Raw genomic sequence first — 17,796 nt, 5'->3', positions numbered from 1 at the left:
GAATGAACGGGTTCAGCAAAGGAATCCTCCTGTTGAACACCGGCAGCGGACCAGCGTTTTTTCATTGAACAAGCGTTCAAGTTAAACATGGATTGGATATCAATGCGAATTGGGGCGCTGATTGGTGTCCCCTGTTCCGGCCTCTTCGCGGGTGAACCCGCGAAGAGGCCGGAACAATCAGCAGAGATGCCCGATCAGTTCTTGTCCTGGCAATCCAGCTGCAGGTTGGCCTGGGTAATGTTGCTCTCGGCCGGCACACTGCGGGTCAGCCACACATTGCCGCCGATGGTCGAGCCCTTGCCGATGGTAATGCGCCCCAGCACCGTGGCGCCGGCATAGATCACCACATCGTCCTCGACGATCGGGTGGCGTGGCAGGCCTTTATGCAGCGTGCCCGACTCGTCACTGGGGAAGCGCTTGGCGCCCAGGGTTACCGCTTGGTAGATGCGCACCCGCTCGCCGATGATCGCGGTTTCGCCAATTACCACACCGGTACCATGGTCGATGAAGAAGCTCGGGCCAATCTGCGCCCCCGGATGGATGTCGATGCCGGTGGCCGAATGCGCCAGCTCCGAGCTGATCCGCGCCAGCAGCGGCAAGCCGGCCTGGTACAGATGGTGGGCCAGGCGGTGATGGATGATCGCCAGGATGCCCGGGTAGCACAGCAGCACTTCATCGACACTTCGCGCTGCCGGGTCGCCGTGGTAGGCGGCCAGCACGTCGGTGTCGAGCAGCACCCGCAGCTCCGGTAGCGCCGCTGCAAAACCCTGGATCAGGCTCAGCGCCTGGGCGTCGACGCCAGCCAGCCCGGCTTTGCTTTGCCGCGCCGCGTAGCGCAGTTCGAGACGTGCCTGGGCAAGCAAGGCAGTCAGCGCGGCATCCAGGGTATGGCCAACGTAGAAATCTTCACTCTCTTCGCGCAGGTCGACCGGGCCAAGGCGCATGGGGAAAAGTGCGCCGCACAGCTGCTCCAGGATCTGCCGCATCGCCTCGCGCGATGGCAGTTCGCGCCCGCCCTGCTCGCCAATACTGCGGCCATTGCGTGTACGCCATTGCTCACGGGCGCCGCGCAGGCCGCTGACGATGCTCTGCAACTGCCAGTGCGCTGATGAGGGTTGTTCGCTCACGGTTTTCTCCTGCCTGAGTCGGCCAAACTGTTTTTATCGGCAGGTCTGGCCCTTTCGCGGGTGAACCCGCTCCCACTGATGTCACGGCGCCTGTGGGAGCGGGTTCACCCGCGAAAGGGCCAGACCTGCCTGCGTGCAATCCACTTTACGGCAAATCCGTCCCTTGGAAAAAACAACGCTTTATTCCATCCTGCGCTAAGTCAGGCATAAGCGGCGATGACGGCGCGGAGAACCTCGCCTACCCTCAAAAGCAGCCAACACCTGGCAATAAAACAAAAGGAAATAACAAAATAATTTTTTAGTATTTCCTGGCCTAAGAAGCCAACCCTATAGTCGCCACCCACTACTTACACAACAAGCGCGGGGCTCTGACATGTCGATATTCGCCAAACCGCTACTCAACGCCAGCCTGGCAGTCCTGCTGGGCGCCGGCCTGCTCGGCCAGGCCTTCGCCGGCGAGCAGCTGAAGACCATCCAGGAAAAAGGCGTGATCAACGTCGGCCTTGAAGGCACCTACCCACCGTTCAGCTTTCAGGACGAGAACGGCAAGCTGAGCGGCTTCGAGGTGGAGCTGTCCGAGCTGATCGCCAAGGAGCTGGGCGTCAAGGCCAAGGTGCAGCCGACCAAGTGGGATGGCATTCTTGCCGCACTGGAGTCCAAGCGACTGGATGTGGTCATCAACCAGGTGACCATTTCCGAAGAGCGCAAGAAGAAGTACGACTTCTCCGAGCCCTACACCGTTTCCGGCATCCAGGCGCTGATCCTGAAGAAGAAAGCCGAGCAGTTGAATATCAAGACCGCGCAGGACCTGGCCGGCAAGAAGGTCGGCGTGGGCCTGGGCACCAACTACGAGCAGTGGGTGAAGCAGGACGTGCCAAAGGCCGAAGTGCGTACCTATGAGGACGACCCGAGCAAGTTCGCCGACCTGCGCAACGGCCGCATCGACGCCATCCTGATCGACCGCCTGGCTGCGCTGGAATACGCGCAAAAAGCCAAGGACACCGAACTGGCTGGCGAAGCCTTCTCGCGCCTTGAAAGCGGTGTGGCCCTGCGCAAGGGTGAGCCGGAGCTGCTGGCGGCGATCAACAAGGCCATCGACAAGCTCAAGGCTGACGGCACGCTGGCCAAGCTGTCCGAGAAATACTTCGGTGCCGATGTCACCAAATGATCGCTGAAAGCCTGCAACTCGTTGTCGACTCCGCCCCCTTCCTGCTGAAGGGCGCGGGGTATACGGTGCTGCTCAGCGTTGGCGGCATGTTCTTCGGCCTGGTGCTGGGCTTTGCCCTGGCACTGATGCGGCTGTCGAAGATTTTGCCGCTGAACTGGCTGGCGCGGATCTACGTGTCGTTTTTCCGCGGCACGCCGCTGCTGGTGCAGCTGTTCGTCATCTATTTCGGCATGCCGCAAATCGGCATTGAACTCGACCCCATCCCCGCTTCGCTGATTGGCCTGTCGCTGAACATGGCAGCCTATATCTGCGAAATCCTGCGGGCAGCGATCTCCTCGATCGACCGTGGCCAGTGGGAAGCTGCAGCCAGCATCGGCATGACCCGCGTGCAGGCCATGCGCCGGGCGATCCTGCCACAGGCCTTGCGCACTGCCCTGCCACCGCTGGGCAACAGCTTCATCTCGCTGGTCAAGGACACCGCCCTGGCGGCGACCATCCAGGTGCCCGAGCTGTTCCGCCAGGCCCAGCTGATTACCGCGCGTACCTTCGAAGTGTTCACCATGTACGTGGCGGTCGCGGTCATCTACTGGGTGCTGTGCAGCATCCTTGCGCACTTCCAGAACCGCATGGAAGCGCGGGTCAACCAGCATGACCAGGAGCAATGAGCATGATTGAAGTCAAAGGCCTGACCAAGCGGTTCAAGGGCCAGACCGTGCTCAACGGCATCGACCTGACCGTGCGCCCCGGCGAAGTGGTGGCCATCATCGGCCCCAGCGGCTCGGGCAAGACCACCTTTCTGCGCTGCCTGAACCTGCTGGAAACCCCCGACGCCGGGCAGATCCAGATCGGTGCCATCAGCATCGATGCCAACCGCCCATTGGGTGGTCAGCAAAGTGCAATTCGCCGTTTGCGCCAGCAGGCCGGGTTCGTGTTCCAGAACTTCAACCTGTTCCCCCACCGCACCGCCCTGGAAAACGTGATCGAAGGGCCGGTAATCGTCAAGAAGACGCCCCGCGAGCAGGCCATCGAACTGGGCCGGCGCCTGCTGGCCAAGGTCGGCTTGGCGGGCAAGGAAGACGCCTACCCCAGGCGCCTGTCCGGCGGCCAGCAGCAGCGGGTGGCCATCGCCCGCGCCTTGGCCATGGAGCCCGAGGTGATCCTGTTCGACGAGCCCACCTCGGCGCTGGACCCGGAGCTGGTCGGTGAAGTGCTGGCGACCATCCGCGGCCTGGCCGAGGAAAAGCGCACCATGATCATCGTCACCCACGAGATGAGCTTTGCGAGGGATGTGGCGAACCGGGTCATTTTCTTCGACAAAGGCGTGATCGTGGAACAGGGCGAGGCCAAGGCGCTGTTTGCGGCGCCGAAGGAAGAACGTACCCGGCAGTTCCTGCGCAAGTTCCTCGGGACTGCGGCGTCCGAGTAAGTCTGTTCCGGCCTCTTCGCGGGCACGCCTGCGAAGAGGCCGGAACATCCACAGCAATTCCTCCTTCTATAAATATTCCAAAAAGTTAGTTCATAAACTTTTTATAAACCATTAGGGTATATAAACCGGACCACCGGACCAGCACATTTCTGTCGCGATCAGCTGTAGCGACGTAACTTTTTTGTGAGGTCAGGAATGGTCAGGGTCACAATCACCCCAGTGCGTATCGCCAGGGCATTGAGTGCAGCCAAGGAGCGGCACTGATGTCCAGCCAGCCAAATACCCAATTTCACAGCGATCTCGACAGCTCGCCCCTGCTGCTGCCGGCCAAGGTTCTGCGCAATGACGCCGAAGCCCTGCAAGCGGCCCGCGAACTGGCCGAGGCCGCCCGCGAGCAAGCCGCCCGCCGCGACCAGCAACGCAAACTGCCTTGGGCCGAGATCGAGCTGTTCACCCGCAGTGGCCTGGGCAGCATCAGCGTACCCAAGGCCCACGGCGGCCCCGAGGTGTCGTTTGAAACCGTGGCCGAAGTGTTCCGCCTGATCAGCGCCGCCGACCCGGCGCTGGGGCAGATCCCGCAGAACCAGTTCGGCATGCTGCAATTGCTGCGCCTTACGGCCACCGAGGCGCAACAGGCGGTGATCTTCCGCAGCGTGCTCGATGGTTGGCGCATCGGCAATGCCGGGCCCGAGCGCGGCACCAAGGACACCCTTACCCTCAAGGCCAGGATCACCCGCGCAGGCGACAGCTATCGCATCAGCGGCGAGAAGTTCTACTCCACCGGCGCACTGTTCGCCCACTGGGTAGCGGTAAAGGCACTGGACGACGAAGGCCGACAGCGCCTGGCGTTTGTGCGTCGCGGCAGCCCGGGGCTGCGCATCGTCGATGACTGGTCCGGGTTCGGCCAGCGCACCACCGCCAGCGGCACGGTGTTGCTGGACCAGGTGCCGGTGGATGCAGAACTGCTGATCGACAATTGGCGCCAGCGGGATATCCCGAACATCCAGGGCGCGAGCTCGCAGCTGATCCAGGCAGCGATCGATGCCGGCATCGCCGAGGCGGCAATCGAGGATGCAATCGCTTTCGTGCGGGAAAAGTCCCGGCCATGGATCGAAGCCAATGTCGACCGCGCCAGCGACGATCCTTATGTGATCGCCGACATCGGCCGCCTGAAGCTCGAGCTGCACGCCGCCGAAGCGCTACTGCGCAAGGCCGCGCGGGTGCTTGACGAGGTCAACGCTGCGCCAATCGACGCAGCCAGCGCAGCGCGGGCTTCGATCGCGGTGGCCGAGGCCAAGGTGCTGACCACCGAAATCGCCCTGCAGGCCAGCGAGAAACTGTTCGAACTGGCCGGCAGCCGCGCCACCCTTGCCGAGTTCAACCTCGACCGCCACTGGCGCAATGCCCGGGTGCACACCCTGCATGACCCGGTGCGCTGGAAGTACCACGCGGTGGGCGCTTACCACCTGAACGGCACGCTGCCTGCGCGGCATTCCTGGATCTGATTTGCGGGCCCTGGGGCTGCGTTGCAGCCCATCGCCGGCAAGCCAGCTCCCACAGGTCCGGCACTGGTTTCAGGACCTGTGGTGTCCTTGTGGGAGCTGGCTTGCCGGCGATTGGGGCGCGAAGCGGCCCCTAAGCCCCCGGAGAACAACATGACTACAAACATCATCACCAGCGACACCCAAGCCCTGGCCGTCGCCGAAGACATCGCCCAACAACTGCGCCGCGACAGCGCCCTGCGCGACCGCGAGCGCCGCCTGCCGCACGCCGAGCTCGAACTGTTCACCCGCTCCGGCCTGTGGGGTATCAGCGTGCCCAAGGCCTACGGCGGCGCCGGCGTTTCCAACGTCACCCTGGCCAAGGTCATCGCCCGTATCGCCCAGGCCGACGGCTCGCTCGGGCAGATCCCGCAAAACCATTTCTACGGCCTGGAAGTACTGCGGGTAAACGGCAGCGCCGAACAGCAGCAACGCCTGTATGCCGAAGTGCTCGCCGGCCGCCGCTTCGGTAATGCCCTGGCCGAACTGGGCACCAAAACTGCCAACGACCGCACCACCCGCCTGAGCCGTGACGGCGACAGCTTCCGCATCAACGGCCGCAAGTTCTATTCCACTGGCGCCATCTACGCCCAGCGCATCCCCACCTCGGTGGTCGACGAAAACGGCGTGCAGCATCTGGTGTTCGTTCCGGCCGACAGCCACGGGCTGCAGGTGATCGACGACTGGAGCGGCTTTGGCCAACGCACCACTGGCAGCGGCTCGGTAGTATTCGACAACGTATTCGTCAGCGCGGCCGACGTGGTGCCATTCCAGAGTGCCTTCGAGCGCCCTACCCCGGTCGGCCCGCTGGCGCAGATTCTCCATGCCGCCATCGATACCGGCATTGCCCGCGCCGCTTACGAGGATGCCCTGCATTTCGTGCGCACCCGCAGCCGCCCCTGGGTCGACTCCGGCCTGGACAACGCCAGCGATGACCCGCTGACGCTGAAAAGCTTCGGCCACCTGGCGATCCGCCTGCATGCCGCCGAGGCCCTGCTGGAACGGGCGGGCGAATACCTGGACCGTGCGCGCGACGACAGCAGCGCCGACAATGTTGCCGCTGCCTCCATCGCCGTCGCCGAAGCCCGCGCCATCAGCACCGAGATTTCTCTTGCCGCCGGCACCGCCCTGTTCGAACTGGGCGGCAGCCAGGCCACCCTGGCCGAGCACAACCTGGACCGCCACTGGCGCAACGCCCGCGTGCACACCCTGCACGACCCGGTACGCTGGAAATACCACGCCATCGGCAACTACTACCTCAATGCTACCAACCCGCCACGTCGGGGGACCATCTGATGGCCAGGCAGATTCTGCTCAATGCCTTCAACATGAACTGCATCGGGCACATCAACCACGGCCTGTGGACCCACCCACGGGATACCTCGACCCAGTACAAGACCCTCGACTACTGGACCGACCTGGCGCGGCTGCTTGAGCGGGGCCTGTTCGACGGGCTGTTCATTGCCGATATCGTCGGCACCTACGACGTCTACGGCCAGTCGCTGGACGTCACCCTCAAGGAGTCGATCCAGCTGCCGGTCAACGACCCGCTGCTGCTGGTCTCGGCCATGGCCGCCGTCACCCGCCACCTGGGTTTCGGCCTTACCGCCAACCTCACCTACGAGGCGCCTTACCTGTTTGCCCGGCGGCTTTCCACCCTTGATCACCTGAGCAATGGCCGGGTGGGCTGGAACATCGTCACCGGCTACCTCGACAGCGCCGCCCGGGCCATGGGCCTGGACCGGCAACCAGAACACGACCGCCGCTACGACCAGGCCGACGAGTACCTGCAGGTGCTGTACAAGCTGCTGGAGGGCAGCTGGGCAGACGATGCCGTGGTCGCCGACCGCCAGCAACGGGTGTACGCCAGGCCAGACCGGGTGCGCAAGGTGCAGCATCAAGGCGAGTTCTACACCGTCGAGGGCTATCACCTGAGCGAGCCCTCGCCGCAACGCACGCCGGTGCTGTTCCAGGCCGGCAGCTCGCAGCGTGGCCTGGCCTTCGCCGGCAACCATGCCGAGTGCGTGTTCATCAGTGGTCAGGACAAGGCTGCCACCCGCGCCCAAGTCGACAAGGTGCGCGCGGCCGCCGAGGCCGCCGGCCGCGATCCGCAGGCGGTCAAGGTGTTCATGGGCATCACGGTGATCGTCGCCCCGACCGAGCAACAGGCCCAGGCCAAGCATGCCGAGTACCTGCACCATGCCAGCCCCGAGGCGGGGGTGGCGCACTTCGCCGCCTCCACTGGCATCGATTTCGCCGCCTACACGCTGGACGAACCCATTGCCTCCAGCAAAGGCAACGCGATCCAGTCGGCCACGCGCCAGTTGCAGGAAAACGCCTGGACCCGGCGCCGCCTGCTGCAGCAGCACGCCTTGGGAGGCCGCTACGTGACCCTGGTCGGCTCGCCCGAGCAAGTGGCCGAGCAGTTGATCGGCTGGGTCGACGAAACCGGCCTGGACGGTTTCAACCTGACCCGCACGGTAACCCCGGAAAGTTTCGAGGACTTCATCGACCTGGTCATCCCGCACCTGCAACAGCGCGGCCGCTACAAGACCGCCTACGCCGAAGGCACCCTGCGCGAAAAACTGTTCCAGGCCGACCACCCGCACCTGCCCGCCGGCCACCCTGGCGCGGCTTATCGCTTTACCCCGACCACTGCCCCGACTGGAGCCCTGCACCATGCTTGAAAAACTGTTCCGGCCCGTCGCGGCCATTGCCCTTGGCCTCGGCCTCGGCCTGTCCGCCACCGCCCTGGCAGCCGAGCCGCTCAAGATCGGCACCACCTCCGCCTTTGCCATTCCGCTGGAAGCCGCCGTGGAAGAGGCGCACAAGCAGGGGCTGGAAGTGAAGCTGATCGAATTCAGCGACTGGATCGCGCCCAATGTCAGCCTCAACAGCGGCGATATCGACGTGAACTACTTCCAGCACATCCCGTTTCTGGAGAACGCCAAGGCCGCTGCCGGCTTCAACCTCGTACCCTATGCCCCGGGGATCATCAACAACGTCGGGCTGTACTCGAAAAAGTACAAAAGCTTCGACGAGCTGCCTGCCGGTGCCAGCGTGGCCATCGCCAACGACCCGATCAACAGCGGGCGTGGTTTGCAGTTGCTGGCCAAGGCAGGCCTGATCACCCTCAAACCCGGGGTTGGCTACAAGGCCACCGAGGACGACATTGTCGCCAACCCGAAAAAGCTGAAGATCCTGCAGGTCGAGGCCGTGCAGCTGGTGCGCGCCTATGACGACGCCGACCTGGTGCAGGGCTACCCGGCCTACATCCGCCTGGCGAACACCTTCGACGCCGGCTCGGCGCTGCTGTTCGACGGCCTGGAAAACAAGGAATACGTGATCCAGTTCGTCATTCGCCCACAGAACAAGGACGACCCGCGCCTGGCCAGGTTCGTTGACATCTATCAGCACTCGCCTGCCGTGCGTGCGGCCCTGGACAAAGCCCACGGCAAACTCTACCAGGCCGGTTGGGAGGGCTGACATGAGCCAGGCCAGCGCGCTCAGGGCGCCCACCGTACAACCACTGCCGCCAACGGCCAGGGAGCAGGCCCTGCGCCCGGAGGTCAATCAGGCCCATGTGCGCTTCATCGGCCTGGGCAAAACCTACCCAGGCCAAGCGCAACCGGCCTTGCACGGCATCGACCTGAACATCCGCCATGGCGAGATCTTCGGCATCATCGGCCGCAGCGGCGCCGGCAAGTCGTCGTTGCTGCGCACCATCAATCGCCTGGAGCAACCCAGCCAGGGCCGGGTGCTGATCGACCAGGTGGACATCGCACCCTTCGACGAGGACCTCCTGGTGGCGCTGCGCCGGCGCATCGGCATGATCTTCCAGCACTTCAACCTGATGTCGGCCAAGACCGTGTGGCAGAACGTCGAGCTGCCCTTGAAGGTGGCCGGCGTGGCCAAGGCCGAGCGCCAGCGCAAGGTGGCCGACCTGCTGCAACTGGTCGGCCTGCAGGACAAGCACCACATGTACCCGGCGCAGCTTTCCGGCGGGCAGAAACAGCGCGTGGGCATCGCCCGGGCGCTGGTGCACGACCCCGAAATCCTGCTGTGCGACGAAGCCACCTCGGCGCTGGACCCGGAAACCACCGCCTCGATCCTTGAGCTGCTGCGCGACATCAACCAACGCCTGGGCCTGACCATCGTGCTGATCACCCACGAAATGGCAGTGATCCGCGATATCTGCCACCGAGTTGTGGTGCTCGAACGTGGCCAAGTGGTCGAGCAAGGTGAAGTCTGGCGGGTGTTCGGCGCCCCGCGTCACGAGGTCACCCGCACCCTCCTGGCACCCTTGCAGCCCCGTTTGCCTGCGGCGTTGCAAGCCAGTTTGCGGGCCAGCCCGGCGAGCGGCGGCAGTGCCGTGGTACTGAAGCTGACCCTGCTCGGCGAGCCCGAGCTGTCTGCCCTGTTCAACGAGCTGGGTGGCCGTGTGCGCCTGTTGCAGGGTGGTGTGGAAACCATTGGCGAGCATGCCTTGGGGCAGCTGATTCTGTCGGTACAGCACTCGCCGCATGACACGTATCAATTACTGGAGCGCGCCCGCCGCTGGGCCGAGGACGTGGAGGTACTGGGCCATGTGGTTTGATCGCCTGCTCGAAGGTTTGCTCGATACCCTGCTGATGGTAGGTGTGTCATCGCTTGTCGCGCTGCTGGTGGGGGTGCCGATGGCGGTGTTGCTGGTCACCAGCGACAAAGGTGGCATCTTCGAGGCGCCCCTGCTGAACCGGGTGCTGGGCGCGTTCGTCAACCTGTTCCGCTCGATACCGTTCCTGATCCTGATGGTCGCGCTGATCCCCTTTACCCGGCTGGTGGTGGGTACCACTTATGGCGTGTGGGCGGCGGTGGTGCCGTTGACCATCGCGGCAACGCCGTTCTTCGCGCGCATTGCCGAGGTCAGCCTGCGCGAAGTCGACCATGGTTTGGTGGAAGCCGCACAGGCCATGGGCTGCCGGCGCTGGCACATCGTCTGGCACGTGCTGTTGCCCGAGGCGCTGCCGGGAATTGTTGGCGGCTTCACCATTACCCTGGTGACCCTGATCAACTCCTCGGCCATGGCCGGAGCCATCGGAGCCGGCGGCTTGGGGGATATTGCCTACCGGTATGGTTACCAGCGTTTCGACAGCCAGATCATGCTGACGGTGATTGCCATGTTAGTGGCATTGGTGGCGTTGATCCAACTGGGCGGGGACCGCTTGGCGAAAGGCTTGAACAAGCGTTGAATGCAGGGGCTGCTTTGCAGCCCTTTCGCGACACAAGGCCGCTCCTACAGGCGACCGCGTATCCCTGTAGGAGCGGCCTTGTGTCGCGAAAGGGCCGCAAAGCGGCCCCGGCAATTTCAATCCCAGCGCAGATCCGCAGCCGGTACCGGCCGCCCGAACCAGTACCCTTGGCCCAGCTGACACTGCTCCTGCAGCAGGAAACCGGCCTGCTCCGCCTGCTCGATCCCTTCGGCATGCACCTGCATGCCCATGCTGCGGGCCAGGGCGATGATGACCCGCACGATCGCGATGTCATCCTCATCCAGCGGCAACCCGGCAACAAAGCCCTGGTCGATCTTCAGCTTTTGCACCGGCAAGCGCTTGAGCCGCAGCAACGACGAATAGCCCGTACCAAAATCATCAATGGCCAAGGTCACCCCCAGCTCACGCAACCGATGCAGCTGCTCAAGCGCCACTTCCGGGTCATCCATCACCGCGCTCTCGGTCACCTCCAGCTCCAGCAAAGCAGGGGCCAGACCGGTGTCGTGCAACACCTCGGCCACCTGCCGGTACAAATCGTGCTGGCCAAACAGGCGGCTGGAGATATTCACTGCCACAAATGCCAACTGCCGGCCCTCGGCCTGCCATTGCACCATCTGCCAGCACGCCTGGCGCAGCACCCAGGTGTCAATCTCGGCTATCAGCCCGGTGCGCTCGGCAATCGGGATGAACTCCCCCGGTGGCACCAGGCCGCGCTGAGGGTGCTGCCAGCGCACCAGCGCCTCGACCCCGACCTTGCTGCCCGTCGCCAGGTCATGCACAGGCTGGAAGAACACCCGCAGCTCGTCCTGCTCCAATGCCCGACGCAGCTCGCCGGCCGTCTCGACCCGGTGCTGGGCGTGGGCGGTCAGCTCCTCGGTGTACAGCGCATAACACGCGCGCCCGTTGCTCTTGGCCTTGTACAACGCCGAGTCGGCGTTACGCAGCAATTGCCCGGCACTCAACGCGTCGCTGGGGAACAGGCCGATACCGGCACTGACACTGATAAACAGGCGATGACCGTCGAACAGAAACGGCTCGCGCATGCGTTCGATGATGCACTGCGCCAGCTTGCCCGCCTGGCCAACCTGCTGGCAGTTTTCGGCCAGTACGCCGAATTCGTCACCGCCCAGGCGGGCCAGGGTCACGCCCGTACCCAGCACTTGCACCAGGCGCTCGCCCACCAGCTTCAGCAGCTGGTCGCCGATGGTGTGGCCCAGGCCGTCGTTGATGCTCTGGAAGTGGTCGAGGTCGAGCAACAACAGGGCACAGCCGCGCTTGTTGGCCTGCGCCGCCGCCAGCGCCTGCTCCAGCCGGTCAGTGAACAGCAGCCGGTTGGGCAGCCCGGTCAGCGGGTCGTGATGGGCCAGATAGGCCAGTTCCTGCTCCGAATGCTTGATCGCGCTGATGTCGCTGAACACCGCCACGTAATGGCTGACCTCACCCTCGTCATCGCGGATGGCACAGATGGTTTGCCACTGCGGGTAGATTTCGCCGCTTTTGCGCCGGTTCCAGATTTCGCCGCTCCACTCGCCCTTTTCGGCCAGGGTGGCGAAGATCTGCTGGTAAAACGCCAGGCCGTGGCGGCCGGACTTGAACTTGCTCGGCCGCTGGCCGATGACTTCGTCCTGCTGATAGCCGGTGATACGCATGAAGGCTCGGTTGACGTGCACAATAAGGCCTTGGCGGTCGGTCACCAGCACGCCTTCCAGCGTGCTGTCGAACACCGCGGCAGCCATGCGCAGCCGTTCACGGTCTTCGCAACGCAAGCGTGCGCCCGCACCAATGAAATTGAGCAGGCGCACACGTGACACGTAAATCAGTACGGCACTGAGCAGCACCCAGACCACCACATTGATCTGTCGCCCCACGGTCAAGGCCAGGGGGTCATCAGTCATGCTGTGCAGCATCACCTCGGCCAGGGCCAGCCAGAGGATCGAGAGCACCACATACAGCGCAGCCATGCGCAAGGCGTCGCGAACGGAAACAGACATGTCGGGTGGGGTAGGCCATGACCAAGGATGGGGCATTATAAAGGCTGAAACATGTCGTGACTTCCTATCTGAAGGGGTGACTGGTTTTATTTCCCCACCAAGGGATAATCAGCCCCTCCTCCTGCATTCCGAGGGTTTTTACACCTATGTGGTACAACGGCCTGCTCGACTTGTCGGCCTGGCAACTGGTCGGCATCACCTTGTTGATGACCCATGTGACCATTGTCTGCGTCACGGTCTACCTGCACCGCTACTCCGCGCACCGGGCGCTGGAGCTCAACGGCGCGCTCAAGCACTTCTTCCGCTTCTGGCTGTGGCTGACCACGGCGCAGAACACCCGCGAGTGGACCGCCGTCCACCGCAAGCACCACGCCAAATGCGAGACGCCCGACGACCCGCACAGCCCGGTGTACAAGGGCCTGGGCACAGTGCTGCGCAAAGGCGCCGAGCTGTACCGTGAAGAGGCGCGCAACCCCGAAACCCTGCGCATCTACGGCAAGAACTGCCCGGATGACTGGATCGAGCGCAACCTCTACTCGCGTTACAAGCTGGGCGGCATCGTGCTGATGGCGGTGATCGACCTGCTGCTGTTCGGCACCATCGGCATCACCATCTGGGCGGTGCAGATGATGTGGATACCGTTCTGGGCCGCCGGCGTGGTCAACGGCCTGGGCCACGCCGTCGGCTACCGCAACTTCGAATGCCGCGACGCCGCCACCAACCTGGTGCCGTGGGGCATCGTCATTGGTGGCGAAGAGCTGCACAACAACCACCACACCTACCCCAACTCGGCCAAGCTGTCGGTCAAGCGCTGGGAGTTCGATATGGGCTGGGCGTGGATCCGCCTGTTCTGCCTGCTGCGCCTGGCCAAGGTGCAGCGCGTGGCCCCCATTGCCCACCGGGTTGCCGGCAAGGCCAGCCTGGACATGGACACCGCCATGGCCATCCTCAACAACCGTTTCCAGATCATGGCCCAGTACCGCAAGCTGGTGATCGGCCCGCTGGTCAAGCAGGAGCTGGCACGGGTCGATGCCTCGGTGAGTCACCACTTCCGCCGGGCCAAGCGCCTGCTGTCGCGTGAGACCAGCCTGCTGGAAGACCGCCACCACGTGCGCATCGAGTCGTTGTTGGCCCACAGCCAGGCGCTGAAGACCATCTACGAAAAACGCCTGGCCCTGCAGCAGATCTGGGCGCGCACCAGCGCCAACGGCCACGACATGCTGGCGGCCATGAAGGACTGGGTACACGAAGCCGAAACCAGCGGTATCCATGCCCTGCGCGACTTCGCGGCACAACTCAAGACCTACTCGTTGCGCCCTACCAGCGCCTGACCGCCGTTGATCGGTACGCCCAGCTGGCGGGGCGTGCCGACCGGAACTTCACCCCTTCGTCTCTACTCAAAAACGGCACATCGCCCGCGTGGCGGGCCGGATGCTGGCCGCACGCTTTCCTGTCGAGACCTGCTTTGTGCACATGGCCAAGAACATTCCAACGACGCTAACCGGGACACCGCCTCCCGAAGCCGCCCAGACGCTGCTTGCGCTGCTGCATGCCCAAGGCGAGGTTGCCCGCCTGAGCGAACGCGAGCAGCTGTTCAGCTCGCTGCTCGATAGCGTCAACGCGGTGCTCTGGGCCTTCGACTGGGAAACCCGCCAGGTGTTGTACGTGAGCCCCGCCTACGAACGCATCTTCGGCCGCCCGACCAGCCTGGTAATGGCCGACTTCAACGAGTGGCGCGACAGCATCTACCCCGACGACCTGGAGTTCGCCGAGCGCAGCCTGGCCCAGGTGCTGCTCAAGGGCGCGGTGGAAGACCGCGAATACCGCATCATCAACGCTGACGGCCAGGTGCGCTGGCTGAGCGACAAGTGCTACATCAACCAGCAGCACGATGGCGACCGGGTGATCATTGTCGGCATCGCCGAAGATATCACCGAGAAAAAGCAGCTTGAGGGCGAACTGCAGCGCCTGGCCACCACCGACGTGCTGACCCAGAGCAGCAACCGTCGGCACTTCTTCGAATGCGCCCAGCAGGCCTTCGACAGCGCCCGTGAAGACGGTACCCCGCTGGCCTTCCTGCTACTGGACATCGACGACTTCAAGCGCATCAACGACAGCTATGGCCACCAGGAAGGCGACCAGGTGTTGCAGCAGATCGCCGACAGCGGCAAGGCCGTGCTACGCCGTGGCGACCTGTTCGGGCGTATTGGTGGCGAAGAATTTGCGGCGGTTTTCCCGGGTTGCAGTGCCGAGGTAGCCGAACAGATTGCAGAGCGCCTGCAGCGGCAGATTCAGCGTTTGAGTTTCAGCCATGGGGAGCAGACCTACGGGGTAACAGTGAGCCAGGGGCTGACCGGGCTGACCGATGAAGACGTGACACTGGACAGCTTGTATGCCCGGGCCGATGCGGCGATGTACCAGGCCAAGCGGCAGGGCAAGAACCAGATCGTCCGCGGCTGAGAACCTGGGGGTGCTTTGCCCCCCATCGCCGGCAAGCCAGCTCCCACATGTACTGCCGAGGGCGTAAGGTCAATACGGTCGAGGTGGGAGCTGGCTTGCCGGCGATGGGCCGCAAAGCGGCCCCAACATCAGCCCGACACTTCGGCCTCAGCCATCGGCGGCTCTTCCTGCGGCTTGGTTTCAGGACTTTCCACCTTGCGCAACCGGCTCAGCTCCGGCAAACCCAACTTGAGCAAACGCGCCGTCTTGCCGCCGGCCACCTTCTCCAACCCCTGCTCAGCCGGTAACCGGGACAACTGCCCAGCCAGGTTCATGGCCAGGATTTCCCGCGAATACACACCCCCGCCCAGCTGGTAGATCGCCGCGATCAACTCGCGCAGTGCCAGCGGCAAACGCCAGCGGGTACGCAGCGCCGAGCCGAATGCAGCACCGAATTCATTAAGTGACAGCTGGACCTTGTCCTGGTCCAGCTCGCCGCCGGCCAGCTGCCATTCCTGCAGGCAGCGCAGCACCGCCAGGTCGCCCAGGCAATGCAGCAAGCCCGCGCAATAACAACGCCCTTCGTCCAGCTCGAGCAGGCGCGCCAAGGTGCGGCCATATTCGGCCGTGTGCAGGGAAAGGTTCCAGTAATGCGCCGCATGCTGCGCCAGCAGCGGGTCGCTGAGGCGTGCGCTGCGCTTGAGGGTCATGCCCAGGATCAGGTTCATGCTCTGGGTGGTGCCCAGCTTGTTCAGCGCCTGCAGCAACGTCTGCACAGGTGCGTCGCGGTGCAATGCTGCGCTGTTTGCTGCTGCAATCAACACGGCAGTCACCTGAGGGTCGCTGCGCACTTCCTCTTCGAGCACCTTCAGGTTCAACCCCTGAGGGTTGAGGGCGCGCTTGATCGCCACCTGCACGTCGGCCAGCAGCGGCCCGCCATCAGCGGTAGCTCGGCGCTGCTCAAGGTAGGCCGGCAGGCTGGCACCTTCCTGCAAGGCTGGCACCGGGCAGAGGATCTCCTCGCCAACGGCCACCAGCAGCTCTTCCAGGCGCTTGCGCAGGGTGTCCAGGTTCAGCGGCTTGCTCAGGTAGGCGGTCGGGTGCAGGGGCAGTGCTTCGCGCACGCTGGCGCTGTCGCTGCGGTTGCTCATGAGGATGAACGGCAACCCCGGCCCTTTTGCGCGCACCTTGCGCAGCAGATCGAGGCCATCGACGCCAGCCAGCTCGCGAGCAGCAATGATCAGGTCAGGTTTGCTGGACAAGGCGGTCAGCGCCTGCGAGCCGTCGGCGCATACCTGCAGGCGGGCGTCGCAACGCACGCTGAGCAGCATCTCCCGTAGCATGTCACGTACCCAGGGGTCGCCCTCGACAATCAGCACGCTGGGCGGGGTGGGGTCTGCAGCGTTCATCGCCAACTACTCCTGAATAGCCCTGACACACAATCCTTCGCAGCTTCCTAAGCCAGTCCTCCGACAACCATAGCGCCCCTAGGCTTTTCTGGGCATAAAAAAAACCCGCCGAGGCGGGTTTTTTCAGAAGCGTGTCACATCAGGCGAGTTCAGCGAAGCACTCTTCGATGATGGCCAGGCCTTTGTCCAGCAGTGCGTCTTCGGCGGTCAGCGGGACCAGGATACGCAGGACGTTGCCGTAGGTGCCGCAGGACAGCAGGATCAGACCCTTGTCACGTGCCTTGGCCACAACCTGGCCAACAGCAGCAGCGTCAGGGGTGTGAGTGCCTTTCTCGAACACTTCGACGGCAATCATCGAACCCATGCCACGGACGTCGCCGATGATCGGGTGCTTCTTCTGGATTTCGCGCAGGCCGGTGGTCAGGCGCTCACCTACAGCCTTGCTGCGGTCCAGCAGTTTCTCTTCTTCGAACACTTCGATCACGGCCAGGGCCGCAGCGCAAGCGATCGGCGAACCGGCGTAGGTACCGCCCAGGCCGCCCGGAGCGATGGCGTCCATGTACTCGGCCTTGCCGCAGACACCGGCCAGCGGGAAGCCGCCAGCGATGGATTTGGCGAAGGTGGTCAGGTCAGGCGCGACGCCCATCTGCTCCATGGCGAAGAAGGTGCCGGTACGGCCAGCGCCAGTCTGTACTTCGTCGGCGATCAGCAGAATGCCGTGCTGGTCGCACAGGGCGCGCAGGCGCTTCATCAGCTCTTTCGGCGCTGGCAGGAAGCCGCCTTCGCCTTGTACTGGCTCGAGGATGATTGCGGCGATGTCTTTAGGCTCGGCGTCGTTCTTGAAGATACGCTCGACCGAAGCGATGGCTTCGTCAACGCTCACACCGTGCAGCTCGTTCGGGAACAGCGCGCGGAACACGCCGCCTGGCATCAGGCCCATGCCAGCGGAGTACGGCACGACCTTGCCGGTCAGGCCCAGGGTCATCATGGTGCGGCCGTGGTACGCGCCGGTGAAGGCGATTACACCAGCGCGGCCAGTGGCGGCACGGGCGATCTTCACGGCGTTTTCAACGGCTTCGGAGCCGGTGGTGACCAGCAGGGTCTTCTTGTCGAAGTCGCCTGGTACCAGCTTGTTGATCTTTTCGCACAGCTCTACGTAGGGTTCGTAGGCCAGCACCTGGAAGCAGGTGTGGCTGACCTTGGTCAGCTGCTCTTGAACGGCCGCGACCACTTTCGGGTGCAGGTGGCCGGTGTTCAGTACTGCGATGCCGCCGGCGAAGTCGATCAGTTCGCGGCCTTCAACGTCGATCACGGTCGAGTTCTTCGCGGTGTCGACGAAGATCGGGTGGATCTGGCCGACGCCACGTGGGACGGCGGCTACACGACGTTGCATCAAGGATTCGTTGGTCTTGCTCATAATGCCCTCATTGCGCCGACAGGAAT

The 17,796-nt window shown here is 63.8% G+C and carries 15 protein-coding genes; 11 read left to right on the top strand and 4 right to left on the bottom strand.

Features of this window, described 5'->3' with window-relative positions; translation table 11 throughout:
• Positions 1 to 194 precede the first annotated feature (194 nt).
• Positions 195 to 1,127, bottom strand: coding sequence for a serine O-acetyltransferase EpsC (epsC, locus tag AC5O5R_RS01040; protein ID WP_172224328.1), 933 nt, complete (start codon positions 1,125 to 1,127; stop codon positions 195 to 197).
• Positions 1,128 to 1,500: 373 nt separating this feature from the next.
• Here epsC and tcyJ point away from each other — a divergent pair, with 373 nt between their 5' ends.
• The 9 genes from tcyJ (at position 1,501) to AC5O5R_RS00995 (ending at position 10,493) form a co-directional block, all read left to right on the top strand.
• The gene (gene tcyJ / locus AC5O5R_RS01035) at positions 1,501 to 2,295 is read left to right on the top strand and encodes a cystine ABC transporter substrate-binding protein (RefSeq protein WP_172225044.1); all 795 of its coding nucleotides are present in this window, start codon (positions 1,501 to 1,503) and stop codon (positions 2,293 to 2,295) included.
• Positions 2,292 to 2,960: a cystine ABC transporter permease gene (gene tcyL, locus AC5O5R_RS01030; protein WP_172225041.1), complete on the top strand. Its 669-nt coding sequence runs from the start codon at positions 2,292 to 2,294 to the stop codon at positions 2,958 to 2,960. Before tcyJ ends, tcyL begins: the two co-directional genes overlap by 4 nt.
• Before the next feature lie 2 nt (positions 2,961 to 2,962).
• A complete protein-coding gene (tcyN, locus tag AC5O5R_RS01025; RefSeq protein ID WP_172287944.1) occupies positions 2,963 to 3,721 on the top strand; it encodes an L-cystine ABC transporter ATP-binding protein TcyN in 759 nt (252 codons plus the stop codon).
• A gap of 263 nt (positions 3,722 to 3,984) precedes the next feature.
• On the top strand, positions 3,985 to 5,226 hold the full coding sequence (locus AC5O5R_RS01020; protein ID WP_494511937.1) for an SfnB family sulfur acquisition oxidoreductase: 1,242 nt from the start codon (positions 3,985 to 3,987) through the stop codon (positions 5,224 to 5,226).
• Positions 5,227 to 5,376: 150 nt separating this feature from the next.
• Entirely contained in the window at positions 5,377 to 6,558 is a 1,182-nt protein-coding gene (locus AC5O5R_RS01015) for an SfnB family sulfur acquisition oxidoreductase (protein WP_172225032.1), read from the top strand.
• The gene (locus AC5O5R_RS01010) at positions 6,558 to 7,949 is read left to right on the top strand and encodes an LLM class flavin-dependent oxidoreductase (protein WP_494514907.1); all 1,392 of its coding nucleotides are present in this window, start codon (positions 6,558 to 6,560) and stop codon (positions 7,947 to 7,949) included. The genes AC5O5R_RS01015 and AC5O5R_RS01010 overlap by 1 nt, the downstream gene beginning before the upstream one ends.
• Positions 7,942 to 8,748, top strand: coding sequence for a MetQ/NlpA family ABC transporter substrate-binding protein (locus tag AC5O5R_RS01005; RefSeq protein WP_494511935.1), 807 nt, complete (start codon positions 7,942 to 7,944; stop codon positions 8,746 to 8,748). Before AC5O5R_RS01010 ends, AC5O5R_RS01005 begins: the two co-directional genes overlap by 8 nt.
• Position 8,749: 1 nt before the next feature.
• A complete protein-coding gene (locus AC5O5R_RS01000) occupies positions 8,750 to 9,859 on the top strand; it encodes a methionine ABC transporter ATP-binding protein (protein WP_494514906.1) in 1,110 nt (369 codons plus the stop codon).
• Positions 9,849 to 10,493 carry a methionine ABC transporter permease gene (locus AC5O5R_RS00995; RefSeq protein WP_079230410.1) on the top strand — a complete coding sequence of 215 codons (645 nt, stop codon included), beginning with the start codon at positions 9,849 to 9,851 and terminating at the stop codon, positions 10,491 to 10,493. Before AC5O5R_RS01000 ends, AC5O5R_RS00995 begins: the two co-directional genes overlap by 11 nt.
• Before the next feature lie 116 nt (positions 10,494 to 10,609).
• Here AC5O5R_RS00995 and dibA read toward each other — a convergent pair whose 3' ends face one another.
• Complete coding sequence (dibA, locus tag AC5O5R_RS00990) at positions 10,610 to 12,505, bottom strand: phosphodiesterase DibA (RefSeq protein WP_494514905.1); 1,896 nt, start codon at positions 12,503 to 12,505, stop codon at positions 10,610 to 10,612.
• A 146-nt stretch (positions 12,506 to 12,651) separates the two neighbouring features.
• On the opposite strand from dibA, the gene desA reads away from it, so the two are divergent.
• Positions 12,652 to 13,836, top strand: coding sequence for a delta-9 fatty acid desaturase DesA (gene desA / locus AC5O5R_RS00985; RefSeq protein ID WP_172225014.1), 1,185 nt, complete (start codon positions 12,652 to 12,654; stop codon positions 13,834 to 13,836).
• A 100-nt stretch (positions 13,837 to 13,936) separates the two neighbouring features.
• On the top strand, positions 13,937 to 14,965 hold the full coding sequence (locus AC5O5R_RS00980) for a GGDEF domain-containing protein (protein WP_172225011.1): 1,029 nt from the start codon (positions 13,937 to 13,939) through the stop codon (positions 14,963 to 14,965).
• A 128-nt stretch (positions 14,966 to 15,093) separates the two neighbouring features.
• Here the strand turns inward: AC5O5R_RS00980 and AC5O5R_RS00975 are convergent, their stop codons facing one another.
• Positions 15,094 to 16,353, bottom strand: coding sequence for a response regulator (locus AC5O5R_RS00975; RefSeq protein ID WP_172225008.1), 1,260 nt, complete (start codon positions 16,351 to 16,353; stop codon positions 15,094 to 15,096).
• A gap of 139 nt (positions 16,354 to 16,492) precedes the next feature.
• Positions 16,493 to 17,770 (bottom strand): 4-aminobutyrate--2-oxoglutarate transaminase, encoded by a 1,278-nt coding sequence (gene gabT, locus AC5O5R_RS00970; RefSeq protein WP_172225005.1) that lies wholly within the window; start codon positions 17,768 to 17,770, stop codon positions 16,493 to 16,495.
• Positions 17,771 to 17,796 lie beyond the last annotated feature (26 nt).

Source organism: Pseudomonas sp. 8_5_2 (genome assembly GCF_059295255.1).
This window is presented reverse-complemented; position numbering and strand designations above follow the sequence as displayed.